This is a genomic window from Paraburkholderia sp. PREW-6R, assembly GCF_039621805.1.
Classification (GTDB): domain Bacteria; phylum Pseudomonadota; class Gammaproteobacteria; order Burkholderiales; family Burkholderiaceae; genus Paraburkholderia.
Map to the genome: position 1 here is coordinate 478,782 of NZ_CP155073.1, position 19,258 is coordinate 498,039.

Annotated in this window: 19 protein-coding genes; 8 read left to right on the plus strand and 11 right to left on the minus strand. The window is 62.8% G+C overall.

Annotated features, from left to right (window positions below; all coding sequences use genetic code 11):
• Positions 1-58 precede the first annotated feature (58 nt).
• Both mnmA and AAGS40_RS02150 read right to left on the minus strand, forming a co-directional pair.
• Positions 59-1,219: a tRNA 2-thiouridine(34) synthase MnmA gene (gene mnmA / locus AAGS40_RS02145; protein WP_345812888.1), complete on the minus strand. Its 1,161-nt coding sequence runs from the start codon at positions 1,217-1,219 to the stop codon at positions 59-61.
• A gap of 60 nt (positions 1,220-1,279) precedes the next feature.
• Entirely contained in the window at positions 1,280-1,762 is a 483-nt protein-coding gene (locus AAGS40_RS02150; protein ID WP_345812890.1) for an NUDIX hydrolase, read from the minus strand.
• 196 nt (positions 1,763-1,958) lie between these two features.
• Between AAGS40_RS02150 and AAGS40_RS02155 the strand changes: the two genes are divergently transcribed.
• The 3 genes from AAGS40_RS02155 to AAGS40_RS02165 are packed head-to-tail and all read left to right on the plus strand — an operon-like array spanning position 1,959 to position 4,912.
• Entirely contained in the window at positions 1,959-3,101 is a 1,143-nt protein-coding gene (locus AAGS40_RS02155) for a Re/Si-specific NAD(P)(+) transhydrogenase subunit alpha (protein ID WP_345812891.1), read from the plus strand.
• Between the two features lie 15 nt (positions 3,102-3,116).
• Entirely contained in the window at positions 3,117-3,461 is a 345-nt protein-coding gene (locus AAGS40_RS02160) for an NAD(P) transhydrogenase subunit alpha (RefSeq protein WP_345812892.1), read from the plus strand.
• Positions 3,461-4,912, plus strand: coding sequence for an NAD(P)(+) transhydrogenase (Re/Si-specific) subunit beta (locus AAGS40_RS02165; protein ID WP_345812893.1), 1,452 nt, complete (start codon positions 3,461-3,463; stop codon positions 4,910-4,912). The genes AAGS40_RS02160 and AAGS40_RS02165 overlap by 1 nt, the downstream gene beginning before the upstream one ends.
• 196 nt (positions 4,913-5,108) lie before the next feature.
• Here the strand turns inward: AAGS40_RS02165 and AAGS40_RS02170 are convergent, their stop codons facing one another.
• The 6 genes from AAGS40_RS02170 to AAGS40_RS02195 form a co-directional block, all read right to left on the minus strand.
• On the minus strand, positions 5,109-6,401 hold the full coding sequence (locus AAGS40_RS02170) for a class I SAM-dependent RNA methyltransferase (protein ID WP_345812894.1): 1,293 nt from the start codon (positions 6,399-6,401) through the stop codon (positions 5,109-5,111).
• 288 nt (positions 6,402-6,689) lie between these two features.
• Positions 6,690-7,586 carry a hypothetical protein gene (locus tag AAGS40_RS02175; RefSeq protein WP_345812895.1) on the minus strand — a complete coding sequence of 299 codons (897 nt, stop codon included), beginning with the start codon at positions 7,584-7,586 and terminating at the stop codon, positions 6,690-6,692.
• Positions 7,587-7,920: 334 nt separating this feature from the next.
• Positions 7,921-8,658: a PqiC family protein gene (locus AAGS40_RS02180; protein ID WP_345812896.1), complete on the minus strand. Its 738-nt coding sequence runs from the start codon at positions 8,656-8,658 to the stop codon at positions 7,921-7,923.
• Positions 8,655-10,313 carry an MlaD family protein gene (locus AAGS40_RS02185; RefSeq protein WP_345812897.1) on the minus strand — a complete coding sequence of 553 codons (1,659 nt, stop codon included), beginning with the start codon at positions 10,311-10,313 and terminating at the stop codon, positions 8,655-8,657. The genes AAGS40_RS02180 and AAGS40_RS02185 overlap by 4 nt, the downstream gene beginning before the upstream one ends.
• Positions 10,306-10,956, minus strand: a complete 651-nt coding sequence (locus AAGS40_RS02190) for a paraquat-inducible protein A (protein WP_345812898.1) — start codon at positions 10,954-10,956, stop codon at positions 10,306-10,308. The genes AAGS40_RS02185 and AAGS40_RS02190 overlap by 8 nt, the downstream gene beginning before the upstream one ends.
• Before the next feature lie 7 nt (positions 10,957-10,963).
• Positions 10,964-11,734, minus strand: coding sequence for a paraquat-inducible protein A (locus AAGS40_RS02195; protein WP_345812899.1), 771 nt, complete (start codon positions 11,732-11,734; stop codon positions 10,964-10,966).
• A 458-nt stretch (positions 11,735-12,192) separates the two neighbouring features.
• Here AAGS40_RS02195 and AAGS40_RS02200 point away from each other — a divergent pair, with 458 nt between their 5' ends.
• The 4 genes from AAGS40_RS02200 (at position 12,193) to AAGS40_RS02215 (ending at position 15,496) form a co-directional block, all read left to right on the plus strand.
• The gene (locus AAGS40_RS02200; RefSeq protein WP_345812900.1) at positions 12,193-12,753 is read left to right on the plus strand and encodes a cytochrome b; all 561 of its coding nucleotides are present in this window, start codon (positions 12,193-12,195) and stop codon (positions 12,751-12,753) included.
• Positions 12,754-12,761: 8 nt separating this feature from the next.
• Positions 12,762-13,325 carry a YceI family protein gene (locus AAGS40_RS02205; RefSeq protein ID WP_345812901.1) on the plus strand — a complete coding sequence of 188 codons (564 nt, stop codon included), beginning with the start codon at positions 12,762-12,764 and terminating at the stop codon, positions 13,323-13,325.
• Between the two features lie 40 nt (positions 13,326-13,365).
• On the plus strand, positions 13,366-13,944 hold the full coding sequence (locus AAGS40_RS02210; protein WP_345812902.1) for a YceI family protein: 579 nt from the start codon (positions 13,366-13,368) through the stop codon (positions 13,942-13,944).
• A gap of 274 nt (positions 13,945-14,218) precedes the next feature.
• Positions 14,219-15,496 carry an MFS transporter gene (locus AAGS40_RS02215; protein WP_345812903.1) on the plus strand — a complete coding sequence of 426 codons (1,278 nt, stop codon included), beginning with the start codon at positions 14,219-14,221 and terminating at the stop codon, positions 15,494-15,496.
• A gap of 92 nt (positions 15,497-15,588) precedes the next feature.
• Here AAGS40_RS02215 and secF read toward each other — a convergent pair whose 3' ends face one another.
• The 3 genes from secF to yajC all read right to left on the minus strand — a co-directional run bounded on the left by secF (position 15,589) and on the right by yajC (position 19,069).
• Positions 15,589-16,539 (minus strand): protein translocase subunit SecF, encoded by a 951-nt coding sequence (gene secF / locus AAGS40_RS02220; RefSeq protein ID WP_345812904.1) that lies wholly within the window; start codon positions 16,537-16,539, stop codon positions 15,589-15,591.
• Between the two features lie 18 nt (positions 16,540-16,557).
• Positions 16,558-18,621 carry a protein translocase subunit SecD gene (gene secD, locus AAGS40_RS02225; protein WP_345812905.1) on the minus strand — a complete coding sequence of 688 codons (2,064 nt, stop codon included), beginning with the start codon at positions 18,619-18,621 and terminating at the stop codon, positions 16,558-16,560.
• A 118-nt stretch (positions 18,622-18,739) separates the two neighbouring features.
• Positions 18,740-19,069, minus strand: a complete 330-nt coding sequence (yajC, locus tag AAGS40_RS02230) for a preprotein translocase subunit YajC (RefSeq protein WP_345812906.1) — start codon at positions 19,067-19,069, stop codon at positions 18,740-18,742.
• Between yajC and AAGS40_RS02235 the strand changes: the two genes are divergently transcribed.
• Complete coding sequence (locus AAGS40_RS02235; protein WP_345812907.1) at positions 19,059-19,250, plus strand: hypothetical protein; 192 nt, start codon at positions 19,059-19,061, stop codon at positions 19,248-19,250. The two genes, yajC and AAGS40_RS02235, sit on opposite strands and share 11 nt — an antisense overlap.
• Positions 19,251-19,258 lie beyond the last annotated feature (8 nt).

A 19,258-nucleotide genomic window follows, 5' to 3' on the forward strand; every position in this document is an offset into this window, starting at 1 on the left:
CAGCAAAGGTAAGCGCGCGGCGGTGCCAAAGCGTGGGGCCGACGACGCGACGCGTCGCCTAGCGCGCCGTCAGCAGTGCTGCTTTCTGCGGCTCGCGCAAGAGCGGCTCGCGCAAGAGCGGCTGCCCGGTCACCGCATGTTCGATGATGCCGCCGCCCAGACACACGTCGCCATCGTAGAGCACAGCGGATTGCCCCGGTGTGACGGCCCACTGTGCGGTGTCGAAAGTCAGTTCGAAGAGTCCCGCGCCGTCGCTCGCGGCATTGAACGTGCAACGCGCGTCCGATTGCCGATAACGCGTTTTCGCACCGCACGCGAGACCTTCCGCCGGCGGCTCGCCCGCGACCCAGCTCGTATTGCCCGCCGACAGCGTGCGGCTCAGGAGCCACGGGTGATCGTGGCCCTGTGCGACAAAGAGTGTGTTCGACGCAATGTCCTTGCCGGCCACGAACCACGGTTCGCCGCTGCCGTCCTTGCTGCCGCCGAGGCCGATTCCCTTGCGCTGCCCGAACGTATAGAACGCAAGGCCGATGTGTTCGCCGACGAGCTTGCCGTCGGTGGTCTTCATCGGGCCGGGCTGGGTCGGCAGGTAGCGGTTCAGAAAATCGCGGAACGGCCGTTCGCCGATGAAGCAGATGCCGGTCGAGTCTTTCTTTTTCGCATTCGGCAGCCCGATCCGTTCGGCGATTTCGCGCACTTTCGTTTTGGGTATTTCGCCGAGCGGAAACAGCGTCTTCGACAGCTGTGCCTGATTCAGCCGATGCAGGAAGTACGACTGGTCTTTCGTATGGTCGAAAGCCTTCAGCAGTTCGAAGCGGCCATGGTTCTCGCGCACGCGCGCATAGTGGCCGGTCGCGATGGTTTGCGCGCCGAGCGACATCGCGTGATCGAGGAATGCCTTGAACTTGATCTCGGCATTGCACAGCACGTCCGGGTTCGGCGTGCGGCCGGCCGAGTATTCGCGCAGGAATTCCGCGAACACGCGATCCTTGTATTCGGACGCGAAATTGACCGCTTCCACGTCGATGCCGATCAGGTCGGCCACCGACACCACGTCGATCCAGTCCTGACGTGTGGAGCAGTACTCGCTGTCGTCATCGTCTTCCCAGTTTTTCATGAACAGGCCGACCACGTCGTAGCCCTGTTCTTTCAGCAGCCACGCCGTTACCGACGAATCGACTCCGCCCGACATGCCTACTACGACTTTCTGCTTGCTCATAAGATGCTCACTGGGTACTGCGTGACTTCATGGATCGTGGGGTGACGGATTGCGGTTCGCTCACGCCTGCTTTTTCCCGACCGAATGCGTGTGTACGAAGTCGAGCGGGAAACGCCGGCCCGCGAGGTAATCGTCGAGACATTGCATGACGAGCGGCGTGCGGTGCCGCTCGGGGCAGGCGCGCAATTCAGCTTCGGTCATCCACAACGTGCGGACAATGTCGGGGTCGAGCGCGCGCTCCGTGTCCGGCTCACCGGCGTTGCCGCAATAGGTGAAGCGCAGATACGTCACGGCTTCGCTGCCGGGCCGCTCGAAGTGGGTCATATACATGCCGACCAGCGCCTCGGGCGTGAACGGATGAGCGGTTTCCTCGAGCGTTTCGCGGATCACCGCGTCCAGCAATGACTCGCCCGCTTCCAGATGGCCGGCGGGCTGATTCAGGCGCAAGCCGTCGACAGTATGTTCCTCGACCAGCAGAAAGCGCCCGCCGCGTTCGACGATCGCCGCGACAGTGACGTGCGGCAGCCAGGTTTCCGGGTTCATGGATGCGCATTTTACCGTTTATAGGCGCAGGCTGCCCGCCGCGGCGCGTGGCCCGCGCGCTGGGCACCCCCGGATTGTCCCCGATTTCTGGACACCCCCCGGTATCGGTTAAAGTGAAGCATTAGCCGTTGCATCCGCAAGCCGGCGTGCCTCGTCGGCCGATCTGTCGTCATTCAGGAAGTCGAGGAGGAACACGATGCACATCGGAGTGCCAGCCGAGACACGCGCGCACGAAACACGCGTTGCCGCGACGCCCGAAACGGTCAGGAAGTACGTGACCCAGGGCCATCGGGTCACGATCCAGAGCGGCGCCGGCGCTGGCGCGAGCTTTCCTGATGACGCCTTTGCGGCAGCCGGCGCGCAGGTCGTCGACGCGGCCACGGCTTTCGGCGCCGATCTCGTCCTCAAAGTACAGTCTCCTACCCAGGCCGAACTGCCGTTGGTGAAGCGCGGCGCGGTGCTCGTCGGCATGCTCGATCCGTTCAATGCCGATAACGCGACGAACCTCGCGGCGGCCGGCGTGACGGCCTTCGCGCTGGAAGCCGCGCCGCGAACGACCCGCGCGCAAAGTCTCGACGTGCTGTCCTCGCAGGCGAACATTGCGGGCTACAAGGCGGTGCTGCTGGCGGCCACGCTTTACCCGCGCTTCATGCCGATGCTGATGACCGCCGCCGGCACCGTCAAAGCGGCGCGTGTGCTGATTCTCGGCGCGGGCGTGGCCGGCCTGCAGGCAATCGCGACCGCGAAGCGCCTCGGCGCGGTGATCGAAGCGTCGGACGTGCGTCCGGCGGTGAAAGAGCAGATCGAATCGCTCGGCGCCAGATTCCTCGACGTGCCTTACGAAACCGACGAAGAACGCGAAGCCGCGCAAGGCGTCGGCGGCTATGCGCGACCCATGCCGCCTTCCTGGCTCGCGCGTCAATCGGCGCTCGTCCACGAACGCGCGAAGCAGGCCGACGTGGTCATCTCCACCGCGCTGATTCCGGGCCGCGCCGCGCCGACCCTGATTTCCGTCGAGACGGTAGAGGCCATGAAGCCGGGCTCCGTGCTGGTCGATCTCGCGGCCGGCCGGGGTGCGGAGTACGCAGGCCGGCGCGGCGGCAACTGTCCGCTCACCGAAGCGGATCAGGTGGTGGTCAGACATGGCGTGCAGATCGTCGGTTATACGAATCTCGCGTCGATGGTGCCCGCGGACGCCTCGTCGCTCTATGCCCGCAACCTGCTCGACTTCCTCAAGCTGATCATCACAAAGGAAGGCGCCCTGAACATCGATCTTGCCGACGATATCGTCGCGGCCACGTTGCTGACGCGTGACGGCCAGGTCGCGCGCAACGCATAAGCGGAGAGTGCGGAAATGGAACTCATCAACCACACGGTGATTAACCTCATCATCTTCGTGCTCGCCATTTACGTCGGCTACCACGTCGTCTGGAACGTCACGCCCGCGCTGCATACGCCGCTGATGGCCGTGACCAATGCGATCTCCGCAATCGTGATTGTCGGCGCGATGCTGGCTGCGGGTCTGACTCTGGGCGCGCCCGGCAAATTCTTCGGCACGCTCGCGGTCGCGCTGGCTGCGGTGAACGTGTTCGGCGGGTTTCTCGTCACGCGGCGAATGCTCGAGATGTTCCGCAAGAAAGAGCCGAGAAAGCTCGCTGCCGACAAGGCTGCAAACACGACGGCCAGGGAGAACGTGTAATGAGTCTGAACGTCGTTACGCTGCTTTATCTGGTCGCCTCGGTCTGCTTCATTCAGGCGCTCAAGGGGCTGTCGAATCCGAAGACGGCTCGCATCGGCAACACATTCGGGATGGCCGGGATGGCGATCGCCATCCTCACGACCATCGCGCTGATCGCGAAAGAAGCGAATGGGCTCGGCTCGAATCTCGGCCTCGGGTTGGGCTTGCTGCTGGTCGCGCTGTTGATAGGCGGCGCCATTGGCGCTTTCGTCGCGGCGCGCGTCGAAATGACGAAGATGCCGGAGCTGGTGGCGGCGATGCATTCACTGATCGGTCTCGCCGCGGTGTGCATTGCGTATGCGGTGGTGTCGGAGCCGGCGGCGTTCGGCCTCGTCGATCCGGAGAACACGGCGCCGGGCTTTCTGCCGTATGGCAACCGTGTCGAGCTGTTTATCGGCACCTTTGTCGGCGCGATCACGTTCTCGGGTTCGGTGATCGCGTTCGGCAAGCTGTCGGGCAAGTACAAGTTCCGGCTTTTCCAGGGCGCGCCGGTCGTGTACAGCGGTCAGCATCTGATCAACCTGATGCTCGCCGTCGCGATGCTGGGCTTCGGCATCCTCTTCTTCCTCACGCAATCGTGGCTGCCGTTCATCATCATGACGATCATCGCGTTCGTGCTCGGCGTGCTGATCATCATTCCGATTGGCGGCGCGGATATGCCGGTGGTCGTGTCGATGCTGAACTCGTACTCCGGCTGGGCGGCTGCGGGGATCGGCTTTTCGCTGAACAATCCGATGCTGATCATCGCGGGCTCGCTGGTGGGCTCATCCGGTGCGATCCTGTCGTACATCATGTGCCGGGCGATGAACCGCTCGTTCTTCAACGTGATTCTGGGCGGCTTCGGCAACGAGGCGGGCGCGGCGGCGGGTGGGGCGGCTGAGCAGCGCCCGGTGAAATCCGGTTCCGCCGACGACGCGTCGTTCATGCTCGGCAACGCCGAAACCGTGGTGATCGTGCCGGGTTATGGCCTCGCGGTGGCGCGCGCGCAGCATGCGTTGAAGGAGCTGACCGACAAGCTGGTGGAAAAGGGCATCGAGGTGAAGTACGCGATTCACCCGGTCGCGGGCCGCATGCCGGGCCACATGAACGTGCTGCTCGCCGAGGCCGAAGTGCCGTACGACATGGTGTTCGAGATGGACGACATCAACGGTGAGTTCGGTCAGGTGGATGTCGTGCTGGTGCTCGGCGCGAACGACGTGGTGAATCCGGCGGCAAAGACCGATCCGAAATCGCCGATCGCGGGCATGCCGATCATCGAGGCATACAAGGCGCGCACGGTGATCGTCAACAAGCGTTCGATGGCGGCAGGGTATGCCGGCCTCGACAACGACCTGTTCTACATGGACAAGACGATGATGGTGTTCGGCGACGCGAAGAAGGTGATTGAAGATATGGTGAAGTCAGTGGAATGACGTCTGCCGCCGCGACCGTTCGCGGTTTGCACATGACGTGCTCCGCGAACAGTCGACTTCCGCTGCGCCGCTGTGCGCCGCTTGTTTGCAGCTTGTCTGCCGTGTGTACAGCGTTTGTGCGCCGTGTGTTGAACGCTTGAGCACCGCTTTCTGCACTTCGTGCCCGAGTGGCTCGAACACGGCATGGCGCCTGCGTTCAGGCCGCCGGCGTATCGGTCTGCGGCCGCTGGCGCACGCTGCCCGCAATAAGGTCGAAGCGGAACAGGCGGCATTCCAGCGCACCGTTGAAAAGCGGTGTCTTGGTCGATTCGCGCAGCCGCAACTGGCCCGGCAGCTTGCGGTCCGACGTGAGAATGAACGCATGCCAGCCGGTGAAGCGCTGCTTCAGCGCGTCGCCGAGCAACTGGAAGAATTCGCTATCCGGCGCTTCTTCCTGGGCACGACGGAAGCCGTCGTCGTCACGATCTTCACGACTGCCGCGGCCCTCGCGAAGCTCGCCGCGCGCATTGCGGCCACGCACTTCGATACGCTCGCCATAGGGCGGATTCGCGACGAGAATGCCCGGCGTGGACGTGGGCGGCGTCATGCCGCGAGCGTCCACCTGTTTCAGCGGAATGGACGGCAAACCGGCGCGCTGGAAGTTCGCGCGTGCCTTGTCGAGCATGTCGCCGGAGATGTCGCTGCCGTAAATCTGGATGTCGGCGCGCGATTGGCGGGCCGCGTGTTTTGCATCGAGCGCAGCGGCCTTCAGCGTGTGCCACGTTCTGGCGTCGAACTGCTTGAGCTTTTCAAAGCCGAAGCGGCGCTCCGCCCCCGGCGCGATGTCGAGCGCCACTTGCGCGGCTTCCGCGAGGAAGGTGCCGCTGCCGCACATCGGGTCATACAGCGGCGTGCCGGCGGTCCATCCGGTGAGACGCAGAATGCCGGCCGCGAGGTTTTCGCGCAGCGGCGCCGCGCCTTTGTCGAGCCGCCAGCCGCGCTTGAAAAGCGGGTCGCCGGAGGTGTCGAGATACAGCGTGCAGTCGGTTGCGGTCAGGAAGGCGAATACGCGTACATCCGGCATGGCCGTGTCGATGCTCGGGCGCGCGCCGCTCACTTCACGCAGACGGTCGCAGATTGCGTCCTTCACGCGCAACGTGGTGAATTCGAGACTGCGCAGCGGCGATTTGATCGCCGTGACGTCCACGCGCAGCGTTTCGTTCGCGGAAAACCACTGCTCCCAGCGCTGTTCGACGGCGAGCGCATACACGTCCTGTTCGCTGCGATAAGGACGATGCGCGATTTTAAGCAGCACACGGCTTGCAATGCGCGAATACAGGTTGGCCGCCATGCCAGCCGCCCAGCCGCCGCGAAAGTGCACGCCACCCGGCACCTGGGCTCCGGCGGTGAACGGCGCGCCGTTCAGATGCTTCGCGGCGATTTCCGCGAGTTCGGCTGCAAGCGAGGCTTCAAGGCCGCGTGGGCAAGGGAGGAAAAAATCGAAGGACATTGAGGTTGCCGGAAGGCGTTGGATAAGGCGCTATTGTACGCGGTCGGCTTGAGGGGTTTCAGTGGGGTGAGTACAGGCAACGCGCATTGCCGTTCGGAGTCGTGCAGGAGAACGCGTCGCATGCTTTGCGCGTGAATCTGAACGCAGCGCCCGCGCGGCACATCGCGCCGCATGACGCGGGGAGCGCGTTCTTTTGGCGATGACGAGTCGTTGTTCAGCGGATGGCAAAACGGGTGCGGTCAGGTCCAGACGCATCCCCTACGTCCGGGCCGGGTGAATGTCGGGCAGTTACGCCGCGGTCCTTTCGATCTCCGCAGAGGTGTGCGCGAGATCTTCTGGCCGCGTGGCCCTGAGCTTTTTTCCGCGGCGCGCCTTTCTTTCGGCGCCGGGTCGTGAAGACAGACTGGCGGGCAGCGGATCGACCGCGTTCAATGTAGTCAGGTGCTTCTTTACTCGCTTTGGCTGATCGCCGCAGTCCGTGATTGCGGACGTCGATGGGCGTGACGCGCGCGCCTGAGCGATAAGCAGACAGAGTGCGTCAGCGAGATCCGTGCGGGTGGAAGGCAGAACGAATGCGGGATCCCGCTCGAGGCGACGCCACGCTGCTGGAAACGCGCGGCTGAACAGAAAGCACAGCGCTTTCGTGTCGGGCTGGTGATTGCGCCCGCGCAGCCATTCCTTGTGCAGCAGATCGATCGCGCTATCGCGCAGTGACGTACGCAGCATGCGTTTTCTTAACAGCCCACGGCGAATTTCGAGATCCTTGGCGCTCAGGATCGACGTGCCGACCGCGTCCGCAATCAGCGCAGCGCGTTCGAATGGCGTTCCGCAGCGCGCATTGAGCAGCGTATGTCCTTTGCGCATGAGGCAGATCGTTTCGTAACGCACGTTGTCGTCTAGCTGGGCCTTGTAGGGAAGGCCGTCGTATTCTTCGTGGGCGTCGCACTCGCGCAGCACGATAGCGCGCACGGTGCACGCCTGGTTGCCGTCGAGCAACGCTAAATGTTGCGACAGCGCCGGGTGAACTTCGCGCAACCACGCGACATGCTGGGCAATTCCAAAGTTTGGAGTTCTAAGTAATCCGCCGACGAAGAAAAATCGCACGGCGCCGCGATCGTCCGAAATCGCCAGGCCATACACGACGATGCGCGGGATGAGTGGCAAAGCGCAGGTGAAACGCGACATGATCCCTCCAGTTATTAAGCGTTACAGGCGATTTCACTATGGTTACAAAGCTTAAGGTTAGGAGATTTCGGACATCATGCAAACCAAATGGGCAACGCTGACCGGGGAAAGATATGATAAAAGCGATTTAAACTCACCGTGAAACGCGTTGCAGCGTGTTTACGCCGGTAAGGAGGGACAGAAAGAAATTAAACACGCACCCAGTGGGCATGTAATGGATTTGTCACATTGACCGCAATTAAACGTTTCAAACGTTTTTCAGTGCGATTCGCAATGTCCGACATGCTTCATACAGGGTGCCCTGCCGCCGCGAGCAGCGCACCCGTATGCTCGCTCAAGCGCCTGCCGCCGCCGTGCTGTTACCCGACGGACACGCCGGCGCCGCTGTCGGTGCAGCATTGTTCAGCGAAGCTCCGCTGTTCAAACGCGGTGGGAGGGCAGCCAACGTCTTCACCGCCGCAGCAACTTGCGTGGAAATCTCCTGCAGCGCTTTTTTATGCCCGTCCACCAGCGCGTCATAGCCGCCACTCACTGGCTCATTGACGACGCTGCGGCAGGTCATCACGGTCGAGCTGTTCACCGCGCGCACGCTCCAGACCGCGTCGATCAACGCGTGCGAACCTGGCCACGATTCGAAGCGCTGCACGTTCACGTTCACGCGATAAACCGGCGTGCTATCCGGATACGCGGTGCCATAGACGTCGATCGTGCCGAGTTGTTGCGTCAGATCCGTGGATAGCGCGCGGCGAATTTCATCGCCGGGCAGTGAAGCCCAGCGTTCATCTTCGAGCACGCGAACCTGTGTCGGACCTGTTTGCACGACCAGCTGGTTTTTGGCGACCTGCGGCGGCACGTCGATGGGCGCCACCGCGATCATCCACGACGGCCCCGACGTGCGCGCAGTGACGCTCGTGGTGGTGGCCGATCCTGGCGCGCCGGCATCGCCAAGCGTATAGAAGCGGCTGTTCGGCGACGAGCACGCCGCCATCGCCACCAGTGCGGCCAGCGCGCCGATCTGGATGGCGCCGCGCGCGAGCGCGCGCGGCGGGCGGGGGAGCCGGGCAAACATCATGGTTTATCTCCTGATTTACCGCGCAACAGCGATTCGGGGTGGCGCTCCAGATAGTCCGACAACGCATTGAGCGACTGCAACGTGCGCGTCAGTTCCTGTAGCGCCTGATGCACGTCCGACTGCAGCGGCGAATCCTGCTGCAACGTCGCCTCCGCGGAGCCGAACGTCTGCTTCGCTGCGGCGAGGGTGTCGCGAGCCTGCGGCACGACTTCCTTGTCCAGTCGCGTGAAGAGCTGGTCGGCATTCTTCAGCGCGCTATTCAGGTTCGAGCCGATCTCGTCGAACGGCACCTTGTCGAGCTTCTTCGCTATGTCCGCAACCTGCAATTGCAACTCGTCGAGCGTGTTCGGGATGGTCGGCAGTTCGAGCGGGTCGCTCGTTACGTCGACTGTTGCCGGCGGCGCTTTCGGGAAGATGTCCACGGCCACGTACAACTGGCTCGTGATCAGATTGCCGGTGCGCAACTGCCCGCGCAGACCGTGCTTGACGAGCGCCTGCAGCAGACTCTGACCCGCCATGCTGCCCGGCGCCGGCGCGGTCTCGCGGAAGCGCTTGCCGAGGCGGTCGGGGTACAGGTTCATCGTGACCGGCATGGTGAAGCTGCGGGTCTTCGGATCGTAGTCGATGCCGATGTTGGTCACTTGCCCGAGCACGATGCCGCGGAAGTCGACTGGCGCGCCAATCGACAGCCCGCGCAGCGACTGATTGAAGTTCATCACCACGCGCAGCGGCACGCCATCGGGTTCGCGCATCGCGTCTGCTTCGTCGGAACCGAGGCGGAACGTCATGTTGTTCGGCGCCTGCGCACCCACGCCCTGGCCTGGCGGCGACTGGAACGACAGACCGCCCACGATCACCGTGGCAAGCGATTGCGTGTTCAGCTTGAAGCCGCTCGAATCGAGCCGCAGATCCACGCCGCTCGCATGCCACCAGCGCGAATTGGTGCCGACGTACTGGTCGAACGGCGCGGATACGAACACCTGCATCGTCACACCGGTGCCGTCTTTATCGAGCGAGAAGCCGACGACCTGGCCGACCTGCACGCGCCGGTAGAAGATCGGCGAGCCGATGTCGATCGAGCCGAGCGAGTCGCCATGCAGAATGAACTGGTGGCCTTTCTGGTCGCCGGTAATGGGCGGCGGCGTTTCGAGGCCGACGAAGTTCTTTTCGGTGTCGGGCGAATGGCCCGCGTCCGCGCCGATGTACGCACCCGAAAGCAGCGTGGTCAGCCCCGACACACCGGTCGCGCCCACGCGCGGCCGCACGACCCAGAAGCGGGAATCCTTGACGGCGAAATCCTCGCCCTCTTTGGTCAACTGCACCTGCACCCGAACGTGCGACAAGTCCTTCGACAACGTAATGGTCTTGACCGACCCGACGTCGACGTCCTTGTATTTCACCTTGGTTTTGCCCGGCTCGAGCCCTTCGGCGTTCACGAAGCTGATGGTGATGGTCGGTCCGCGTTCGGTGACGGATTTGATCACGAGCGCCACGCCGATCAGCGCCGCGATCAGCGGAATCACCCACACGAGCGACGGCAGCCAGCGGCTGCGCGGCTCGATTTCGGGGTCCGGCAACTGCGGCGGCAGGTTCGGTCCGTTCGAATCGTTACGTGGCGAGTCGGAGGCGGGCGTCGGTCCTGGCGGGCTAGTCATGGTTGGGGTCCTGAGTTTTTTGAGTACTGCTGTCCACGTTGTCCCAGATGAGGCGTGGATCGAATTGCATGGATGCCATCATGGTGAGGATCACCACCGAGCCGAACGCAATCGCGCCGGGGCCGGCAGTAATGACAGCAAGCGATTTGAAGCGGACTAGCGCAACCGTCAGCGTGACGACGAACACGTCGAGCATCGACCAGCGCCCGATCCGCTCGACGATCCGGTAAAGCGTGGTGCGCTGGTCGGGGCGCCAGCGTGAACGGCGCTGCGTGGTGACGGTAAGCAGCACGAGCACGCTCAGCTTGAGCATGGGCACCATGATGCTGGCGATGAATACGATGACCGCGAGCGGCCAGTCGCCGGACGTCCAGAAGTACACGACGCCGCTCATGATCGTGTCGTCCTCGGAACCGAGCAGCGACGACGTATGCATGACCGGCAGCAGATTCGCGGGAATATACAGCAGCGCCGCCGCGATCAGCAGCGCCCACGTGCGCGCGAGGCTGTCGGGGTTGCGAGAATGAAGCGTCGCGCCACAGCGTGAGCAATGTTGCGGCGTGACGGAACGCACGCGCGGTTCGACGCGGCCACATGCGTGGCAGGAGACCAGGCGCGCGCGCCTCGCGGACACATATTTCATCGCGCGCTCACCCCTGATGCGGCGCGGACGGCGCACCGGGCGGCAAGCCGGCCTCGCCTCTCGTCACGACGTCGGCAGGCGCGGCCTGCGACGGCGCGGGCGGCCCGGCCACCGAACCGATCGCCACCGCCGCGCTGTCCGCCGACGTGCGCGGCAATGGCCGCTGGCGGCTGTCGCCGAGTTCGTCGGCCAGATCCCAGAGAATGCGCGGGTCGAATGTCACGACCACGGCGAACATCAGCGTGAGCACGCCGAACGCAAAGAGCGCCGCTTCCGGAATGACGCGCGCGAGGCTGACCATCTTCACGATGGTAATGAGCACGCCGAGCATGAACACTTCGATCATGCCCCACGGACGCACGAACTGAATGGCGCGCAGCACCCGGTTGAAGCCGGGCGGCACATAGCCCGAGCGCAGCGGCACCAGCACGTACAGCAGCGCGATGAGTTCGGTCAGCGGGAACAGGATCGTGGAGCAGAACACCATGACGGCGACGATCTGCATGTCTTCGCCCCATAGCGCGACGAGCGCGCCAAAGAGCGTGGTCTCCGACGTAATGCCATTCGTTTCCAGTTCGACGATCGGGAAGCCCTGCGCAATCACAAAGGTGATCAACGCGGCGAGCGTCATCGCGCAGATGGCGTCGAGTTTGCGCGACACGCCGCTATAGAGTGTGGCGCCGCAGCGCGGGCAGCGCGCCAACGTTCGCCCCACAAGCCGAGGCTTGCGGAACAGCGCATCGCATTCGTGGCACGCGATCAGATTGTCATGTTCCATGCGGCAAAAGAGCTAACGACGTGGAGAGGCGTGCAATGCCGGTATTGGCGGCAGGACTCGAATGCGTGCGGCCGCAACGGTGGCCGGACAAAGGTGCAGCAATAGTACCAAACGTGCCGAAGCCGAGCCGCCACCCGCGCAGCGCCTTTCCCCGATGCGCGCTGGTCTAGTACACGATTTCGATGCGTGCCGCGTGAAACCCCCGAGGCCCCGACTGCTATGACATTCTATGTCCCCAATTGTTCAAAGGCGGCGCGCTTTCGCAGCAAATTTCAGACCCAACGCCGGCAGTGGGGCGAAACATCCGCAGCCAGCTTTTCCTGCTTGGAGTAGCATGGCGGCCTTGGGGCATATGCCGCTGCCGGTGCGTGTGAATGCAGGCAGCGAAGCATCCGCGTCGACGCCCGATAGCAGGACTGGCTGTGCCGTTAACCTCTCATCGCTCGAGTTGAACCGTTATGGCAATCAATCCTTCATTCGCTGGCCGGGAATCGTACACGCGCACCGCCATTGCCTTTCATTGGCTTATCGCGCTCCTCATCGTGTGCGGATTTGCGCTTGGCTGGGTGATGACCGACATTCCCGGTTTCACGCCCACCAAACTGCGCTATTTCTCGTGGCATAAATGGATCGGCGTAACGGTATTCGCGCTCGCCGTCCTGCGCATTCTGTGGCGGGCCACCCACGCCGCGCCTTCCATGCCGCGCCGTATGCCCGCCTGGCAGCGCGGCGCCGCGCATCTCGTGCATCTGCTCCTCTATGTGCTGATGGTGGCGATTCCCGCGTCCGGCTATCTCTACAGTTCCGCCGCCAACGTGCCGGTGGTGTACCTCGGGCTGATCCCGCTGCCGCGTCTGATCGCGCCGGACCCGCATCTCAAGGAACTGTTGAAGAACGTTCATATCACGCTGAATTACACGTTGCTCGCGCTGGTTGCGCTGCATGTGGCGGCGGCGCTCAAGCATCAATGGCTCGATCGCGACGGCCTGCTCTCGCGCATGCTCCCTTTCCTCAAATAAGGATAACCATGAAGGTCTCGTTTTATCGCTATATGCTCGCGGCGTTTGCGGCCGCCTCGCTTGCCGCGGCCGGCAGCGCGCTGGCCCAGGTGGACGTCGCCAAAAGTACAGTCACGGCGACGTCGAAGCAGATGAACGTGCCGGTGGAAGGCAAGTTCAACAGGTTCAGCGCGCAGATCAGCTTCAATCCCGCGACACCGGCCAACGGCACGGCGCAGTTCAGCGTAGACGTGGGCAGCTACGATCTCGGCGATGAAAGCTACAACGATCAGGTGCGCGGCAAGGACTGGTTCGACGCGAAAACGTATCCGACCGCCACCTTCGTGTCGAGCGCGATTGCGCCGGCTGGCGGCAATCAGTACAAGGTCACGGGCAAGCTGACCATCAAGGGCAAATCGCAGACGGTGGTGGTGCCGGTCACGGTCAGCCAGCAGGGCGCGACGCAGGTGTTCGACGGCTCGGTGCCGATCAAACGCTCGGCGTTCGACATTGGTACAGGCGAGTGGAAAGACACATCGGTCGTGGCGGACGACGTCGTGATCAAGTTTCATATCGTCGCGGCGCGCAAGTGACGCGGCTGCCGCATTGTCCAAAAGCACCAGGGAGCATGAATTGAAAACTTCCACGTTGATTGCCGTCGGCGCGCTGGCGTCTTCTTTCTCGCTCGGCGCGTTCGCCGCCGACACCTATCTGCTCGACCCGACTCATACGTATCCGAGCTTCGAAGCGGATCACCTCGGCGGCCTTTCGGTGTGGCGCGGCAAGTTTACGAAAAGCTCCGGCACGGTAACGCTCGATCGCGCGGCCCGAACCGGCACGGTGGATGTAACGGTCGATCCGTCGTCGGTCGAAACCGGCAACAGCAAGCTCGACGAGCATCTGAAAACGGCGGAGTTCTTCGACGTCGCCAAATACCCGACAGCGACCTACAAGGGCACGAGCATCAAGTTCGACGGCGACAGGCCGGTCGAGGTCGAAGGCACTTTCACGATGCACGGTGTAACCAAGCCGCTCAATCTGACGATCGAATCGCTCAAGTGCATGCCGCACCCCATGCTCAAGCGCGAAGTGTGCGGCGTGGAAGCCAGCGCGCATTTCAACCGCGCCGATTATGGGATGGATTTCGGCACCAAGTATGGTTTCAGCATGGATACCAAACTGCACATCCAGGCCGAGGGGATCAAGCAATAGATTCGGCGCTCCAACCGCGCCCTCGGTAACACCGTGTGTGCGCGCCAGGCGCTGCGATGCAACACGCGAGCCGCTTCGGTCATATTGACGACCAGGCGGCTTTTTTCATTTATTGGCGACGCGCGAAGCCTTACGTGGCGGGGTTCGGGCATTTGCCGCTCGCGCCACTTTAATTTTTGATGTACATAGAGCGCATCAGCCGTATTGGTTGTGCGCGCATCCAGTCGGCGGTAAATCGAACACCAATAAAGGCTCGCGCGAACTGGAGATCTGAATGAATGCATCAACTGCAACAAGTCTCGCGGGTACCCGGCAGAGTTCGTGGCGCGCGGTGGTGGCCGCGTCGATCGGCAACGCGCTGGAATGGTTCGATCTGGTGGTGTATGGGTTTTTCGCTCTCATCATCTCGAAGCTGTTTTTCCCCGCCGGCAACGATACTGTCTCGATGCTGCTCACGCTCGGCACGTTCGGCGTGTCGTTCTTCATGCGCCCGCTCGGCGCAATCGTAATTGGCGCTTATGCCGACCGCGCCGGACGCAAGGCGGCGCTGACGCTGTCAATCCTGTTGATGATGGGCGGCACGCTGATTATCGCGATTTTGCCGACCTATTCGAGCATCGGCATCGCGGCGCCCGTGATTCTCGTGATCGCGCGCCTGATGCAAGGCTTCTCGGCAGGCGGAGAGTTCGGCAGTGCAACCGCGTTTCTGGCGGAACACGTGCCGGGGCGGCGCGGTTTTTTCGCCAGCTGGCAGGTGGCGAGCCAGGGGTTGACCACGTTGCTCGCCGCGGCCTTCGGCGTGCTGTTGACCGGCAGGCTGTCGCCGGAGCAGATGGGGTCGTGGGGTTGGCGCGTGCCGTTCTTCTTCGGCCTGCTGATCGGCCCGGTGGCCCTCTACATCCGCACGAGGCTCGATGAAACGCCCGAGTTTCTCGCCGCCGAAACAACCACGACGCCGCTGCGCGACACTTTCGCGAGCCAGAAACTGCGGCTGCTCATTGCGATCGGCGCAGTGGTACTCGGCACGGTTTCCACCTATCTGGTGCTCTTCATGCCGACTTTCGGCGTCAAGCAACTCGGCCTCGCGCCGTCGGTCGCGTTTTCGGCGATCGCGTTGACCGGTCTGATCCAGATGGTGTTCGCGCCGTTCGTCGGTCATCTGTCGGACCGGCATGGACGCACCACGATCATGTTGATCTCGGCGGTGCTGCTGCTCGTCCTGATTTATCCGGCGTTTGTGTATCTGATCGCGCATCCCACTTTCGGCACGCTGATGATCGTGCAGATCGTGTTCGGGTTTTTGATGACCGGCTATTTCGGCGCGCTGCCGGGTCTGCTCTCGGAGATGTTTCCCGTGCAAACGCGCACGACGGGTATGTCGCTCGCCTATAACATCGCGGTGACGATTTTCGGCGGGTTCGGGCCGTTCATCATTGCGTGGCTGATCAGCGCGACCGGCTCGAAGGCCGCGCCGAGCTACTACATGATCTTCGCCGCCATCATCAGTCTGGTCGCACTGATGGCGGCACGCCGGAAATTAGGGTTCCGATAACGCGTGCGCAGCTTGCAACGGTCAAAAAAAAGGCCGGTTCATCGTAGAACCGGCCCACACTTTTCAACGCCTGGCTTAATGTGAAAGCGCGCTCAAACCTGCGCCCCGGCATTCGGATCATTAGGATCGATGCCGGCCTTCCTGTCCTTCAGCAGATCTTCACGCTTCACGCCGAACCACATGGCGAGCGCCGCAGCCACGAACACCGACGAGTAGATACCGAACAGAATACCCACCGTCAACGCGAGTGCGAAGTAGTGCAGCGTCGGGCCGCCGAACAGGAACATGGACAGCACCATCATCTGCGTACAGCCGTGCGTGATGATGGTTCGAGACATGGTGCTGGTAATGGCGTGGTTGATGACCTCGATCACGCTCAGCTTGCGTTCGCGGCGGAAGGTCTCGCGAATCCGGTCGAAGATGACGACTGATTCGTTCACCGAGTAGCCGAGCACCGCCAGCACGGCGGCCAGCACCGACAGCGAAAACTCCCACTGGAAGAACGCGAAGAAGCCGAGAATGATGACCACGTCATGCAGGTTCGCGATCACGCCGGCAATGGCGTACTTCCATTCGAAGCGGAACGACAGGTAGATCACGATCCCGACCACCACGCAGGCGAGCGCGAGCAGGCCGTCTGTAGCGAGTTCCTTGCCGACCTGCGGGCCGACGAACTCGACGCGCTGCAATTGCACCTGCGGCGTGTCGGCCTTCAATGCGTTCATCACCTGATCGCTTTGTTGCGCGGACGTGAAGCCCGGCTTGAGCGGCAAACGGATCAGCACGTCACGCGAGGTGCCGAAGTTCTGCACCTGCGCGTCGCCGTAACCGAGCTTGCCGAGCGAGCTACGCACGGGATCGAGCGGCGCCGCGCCCGGATACTGCACTTCGATGACAGTGCCGCCGGTGAACTCGACCGACAGATGCAGCCCGCGATGTACGAGAAAAAACACAGCGGCAACGAACGTCAGCAGCGAGATCGCGTTGAAAACCAACGCGCGCTGCATGAACGGAATGTCTTTGCGGAAACGGAAAAATTCCATGATGTGGCTCTCCGGGACTCAGCGGGATGAACCCGGTTTCTGCGGCGAATTCGGCGAATTCGTTGCGTTGCGCCGACGGACGGTCGGCTTGCCGGCGCGAGCCTGGGCCGAAGCGGCAGCCCCGGCCTTCGGCCTTGCGGCGGCGGCTTTGGTCGCGGCGATCGCCTTGCCGGTATCCGTTGCGGTGTCGTCCTGACCGAGGTACGCAGACGAACCGGCCGTTACGGTTTCCGGACGCCACACCTGGCCGATCGCCAGCGACTTCAGCTTCTTCTTGCCGCCGTACCAGAGGTTGACGATACCGCGCGAGAAGAACACGGCCGAGAACATCGACGTGAGGATGCCGATACAGTGGACGATCGCAAAGCCGCGCACCGGTCCCGAGCCGAACGCGAGCAGCGCGATACCGGCGATCAGCGTGGTGACGTTCGAGTCGAGAATCGTCGCCCATGCGTGCGCGTAACCGTTCTGGATCGCCAGTTGCGGCGGCGCGCCATTGCGCAGTTCCTCACGCACGCGTTCGTTGATCAGCACGTTCGCGTCGATCGCCATACCGAGCGCGAGCGCGATAGCGGCGATACCGGGCAGCGTGAGCGTGGCCTGCAGCATGGACAGCACGGCGATCAGCAACAGCAGGTTGACCGACAGGCCGATCATGGAGATCACGCCGAACAGCATGTAATACGCGATCATGAAGACGGCAATGGCCGCGAAGCCCCACACGACCGAATGGAAGCCCTTCCTGATGTTGTCCGCGCCGAGGCTCGGGCCGATCGTGCGTTCTTCGATGATGTCCATCGGCGCGGCAAGCGAACCGGCGCGCAACAGCAGTGCGAGGTCGGCGGCGCCTTGCGGCGTGGCCTGGCCGGTGATCTGGAAGCGGTCGCCCAGTTCCGATTGAATCGTGGCCACCGTCAGCACTTCGCCTTTGCCCTTTTCGAACAGCACCATGGCCATCGGCTTGCCGATGTTGTCGCGCGATACGCTGCGCACTGCACGCCCGCCCGCCGAATCCAGACGGATGTTGACGGAAGGACGCTGATGCTCGTCGAAGCCCGCCGACGCGTCGATGATCCGGTCGCCCGTGAAGATGATCTGCTTGCGCAGCAGCACCGGCGTCTGGTTGCCCTGCGTGAACAGTTCGTCGCCCGGCGGCACCGGGTCGGACGGATTCGGGTGCGTATTGACCGGGTCGGCGAGGCGCGCTTCGAGCGTTGCCGTGCGACCGATGATGTCTTTCGCCTTCGCCGTGTCCTGCACGCCCGGCAGCTCGACCACGATCCGGTCGGAGCCTTGCTGCTGGATCACCGGCTCGGCCACGCCGAGTTCGTTCACGCGGTTATGCAGCGTCGTGATGTTCTGTTTCAGCGCTGCGTCCTGAACCGACTTCTGCACCGCGGGCGTAAATGTGCCGACCAGTTGCACGCCGCCGTCCGGCGACGCCTGCGTGGCCCACTGCAGTTCGCCGATGCCGCGGCTCAGCTGCTTCGACGCCGCGTCCGCCGTCGCCTGGTCGGCGAAATTGATCACCACCGTCTGGTTGACGCGGTTCACGCCGCCGTCGCGAATATTGTTGTCACGCAGCAGCGTGCGCGCGTCCGACGCGTCGGAGTCGAGCTTCTTGTTCAGTGCGCCGGCCATGTCGACCTGCAGCAGGAAGTGCACACCACCGCGCAGATCCAGACCAAGGTACATGGGCAGTGCGTGCAGCGCGGTCAGCCAGTGCGGCGACGCGCTTTGCAGATTCAGCGCCACCACGTATTGCGGGTCGTTCGGGTCGCTGTTGAGCGACTTCTGCAGCAGATCCTTCACGCGCAACTGCGTGTCGGTGTCCAGCAGACGCACGCGGATATTCGCGTTGGTCGCCGAGTTGTCGAACGTGACGTCTTCGGGCTTGATCTGATTGGAAGCGAGCGCTGCTTCGACTGCCGACAGCGTGGTCGAGTCGAGCTTGACCGTTGCCTTGCCGCTCGACACCTGCACCGCCGGCGCTTCGCCGAACAGGTTGGGCAGCGTGTACACGAGGCCGATGACCAGAGCCACCAGCATCACGGCGTATTTCCAGAGGGGGTAACGATTCATGAGTGGTCCAACGGGAAGGTTGGCTTGGAAGCGATGCATCCGGCGATCAGCGCGGGCGGTTCACGGTGTGCTGCGTGAACTGCGGAGCGAGGCCGCGCCGGATGCGAGAAAGCCGGCCTTAAAGCGACTTGATCGTGCCCTTCGGGAGAATCGTCGTGATCGACGCTTTCTGCACGGTGATCTCCGTGCCTTCCGAGATTTCGACGCCAACGTAAGCTTCGCCCACCCGGGTGACCTTGCCGACGATGCCACCGTTCGTCACCACTTCGTCGCCCTTGGCCATGGCCGAGAGCATGTTGCGGTGTTCCTTCTGGCGCTTCATCTGCGGGCGAATCATGATGAAGTACAGCACGCCGAACATCAGAATCAGCGGCAGGAAGCTCATCAGATTCGATTCGATGCCACCTGCTGCAGTGCCTTGGGCGAAGGCATTGGAAATGAACGACACGTTGGTCTCTCCGTTATATCAAAACGATCAAAAAAATCAGCCGATTATTCTACCACCGGCCCGACATGCGTCGGCGCGGCAAATCGGCTTTGCGATCAACCGTTTAAAGCCCGTTTTGCCGGCGACGAAAGATGATTGTAAGGTTTTCGCCGTGAGGCCGATGAAACCGTCGGATATCTGATCGGCCTC

Coding starts and splice junctions, on each gene's coding strand:
- mnmA (WP_345812888.1), bottom strand. CDS start 1,219: ATGAGCAAGCAGAAAGTCGTAGTAGGCATGTCGGGCGGAGTCGATTCG.
- AAGS40_RS02150 (WP_345812890.1), bottom strand. CDS start 1,762: ATGAACCCGGAAACCTGGCTGCCGCACGTCACTGTCGCGGCGATCGTC.
- AAGS40_RS02155 (WP_345812891.1), top strand. CDS start 1,959: ATGCACATCGGAGTGCCAGCCGAGACACGCGCGCACGAAACACGCGTT.
- AAGS40_RS02160 (WP_345812892.1), top strand. CDS start 3,117: ATGGAACTCATCAACCACACGGTGATTAACCTCATCATCTTCGTGCTC.
- AAGS40_RS02165 (WP_345812893.1), top strand. CDS start 3,461: ATGAGTCTGAACGTCGTTACGCTGCTTTATCTGGTCGCCTCGGTCTGC.
- AAGS40_RS02170 (WP_345812894.1), bottom strand. CDS start 6,401: ATGTCCTTCGATTTTTTCCTCCCTTGCCCACGCGGCCTTGAAGCCTCG.
- AAGS40_RS02175 (WP_345812895.1), bottom strand. CDS start 7,586: ATGTCGCGTTTCACCTGCGCTTTGCCACTCATCCCGCGCATCGTCGTG.
- AAGS40_RS02180 (WP_345812896.1), bottom strand. CDS start 8,658: ATGATGTTTGCCCGGCTCCCCCGCCCGCCGCGCGCGCTCGCGCGCGGC.
- AAGS40_RS02185 (WP_345812897.1), bottom strand. CDS start 10,313: ATGACTAGCCCGCCAGGACCGACGCCCGCCTCCGACTCGCCACGTAAC.
- AAGS40_RS02190 (WP_345812898.1), bottom strand. CDS start 10,956: ATGAAATATGTGTCCGCGAGGCGCGCGCGCCTGGTCTCCTGCCACGCA.
- AAGS40_RS02195 (WP_345812899.1), bottom strand. CDS start 11,734: ATGGAACATGACAATCTGATCGCGTGCCACGAATGCGATGCGCTGTTC.
- AAGS40_RS02200 (WP_345812900.1), top strand. CDS start 12,193: ATGGCAATCAATCCTTCATTCGCTGGCCGGGAATCGTACACGCGCACC.
- AAGS40_RS02205 (WP_345812901.1), top strand. CDS start 12,762: ATGAAGGTCTCGTTTTATCGCTATATGCTCGCGGCGTTTGCGGCCGCC.
- AAGS40_RS02215 (WP_345812903.1), top strand. CDS start 14,219: ATGAATGCATCAACTGCAACAAGTCTCGCGGGTACCCGGCAGAGTTCG.
- secF (WP_345812904.1), bottom strand. CDS start 16,539: ATGGAATTTTTCCGTTTCCGCAAAGACATTCCGTTCATGCAGCGCGCG.
- secD (WP_345812905.1), bottom strand. CDS start 18,621: ATGAATCGTTACCCCCTCTGGAAATACGCCGTGATGCTGGTGGCTCTG.
- AAGS40_RS02235 (WP_345812907.1), top strand. CDS start 19,059: ATGAACGACACGTTGGTCTCTCCGTTATATCAAAACGATCAAAAAAAT.